This window comes from Kribbella antibiotica (genome assembly GCF_004349055.1).
In the GTDB taxonomy this organism is placed as follows: domain Bacteria; phylum Actinomycetota; class Actinomycetes; order Propionibacteriales; family Kribbellaceae; genus Kribbella; species Kribbella antibiotica.
In genome coordinates this window covers 1-957 of the sequence record NZ_SMKX01000325.1, presented here as the reverse complement: position 1 = coordinate 957, position 957 = coordinate 1, and the positions used below count along the sequence as shown (strand labels likewise).

Genomic DNA, 957 nt, shown 5'->3' with positions numbered 1-957 from the left:
CTACAGTCACCCGTGTCTCAGCGACCGACCCGAGTCCGAAGACACGATCCGGCTGCGTAAGCCTTAGAGGGTGATCAGGAGGTCCGGCCGCTTCCGCGTCCTGCACTCGCTCCCAACAAGAAGAACATTACTGTGATTCCCCCGGACGATGCAAATCGGGGTCCCCCTCGGGGTTTGAGCGCCGTCGGTCGATGTTTCAGGCCGCGTACATCTGGTGGGCACTGCGGACATCTGATCAGGTGTCCACGGTCCCCCGTTCTTGTTCCCGGTACGGCGGACCGCCCGCTGTTCGGCGGCCCCGCACAGAACAGCCGACCCACCCTTGGGCACGCAGTGCGTCTTTGGGTACCCACCAACCATCCAGAGCGCCTTGAAACGGTTGGTGGGTTCTCAAAGTGCGCCTGTCCGGCAGCGATGGGGAGCGCAACGTACCGGAATCGACAGGCAGGACTCCCCAACTCCAGCACCGACCACCCAGCCAGCCACCGCGTGGGAGGGGTTGGCCCCAGGGCCAGCTAGTTAAGGGGTCCGCGTAGAAGGGTCGGCGATCGCGTGCGGCGGGGCTAGAGGTTCTGGGCTTCGGCTGGGGCCCGTGCAGTGGCCCGTCGGATCAGTGGCCGTTTTGCGGGAGCTGGGGAGTATTACCTGTCGATTCCGGGGGGTAGCGCTCCCCCGCCTCACCGGACAGCACCCCGGAACACCCGGACCTTTCGTTGAAAGCCACCGCGGCGGGTCAGTTGTCAGGCCTCGTCATCATCGACGGCAACCACAGCCCAGCAACCCCAGACAACAAGGCACGAGACCGCTGACCTCGCCAAGCAGCCCAGCCCCCGCGGCGACCAGCCACGCCGCCGTTGATCGGCCGCAGCGGCGACCAGCCATCCCCAGACGCCACCGGCCGAGACCACACCAACCCAACGCCGACCGCAACATTCCCCGCCGACCGCCGCCCAAGAA

1 protein-coding gene is annotated in these 957 nt (G+C 66.2%); it reads right to left on the bottom strand.

All coding sequences use genetic code 11. The annotated features are described in order from the left end of the window. Window positions 1–733 precede the first annotated feature (733 nt). On the bottom strand, window positions 734–957 hold a 224-nt coding region (locus E1263_RS43965), incomplete at its 5' end, for a hypothetical protein (protein ID WP_238162090.1).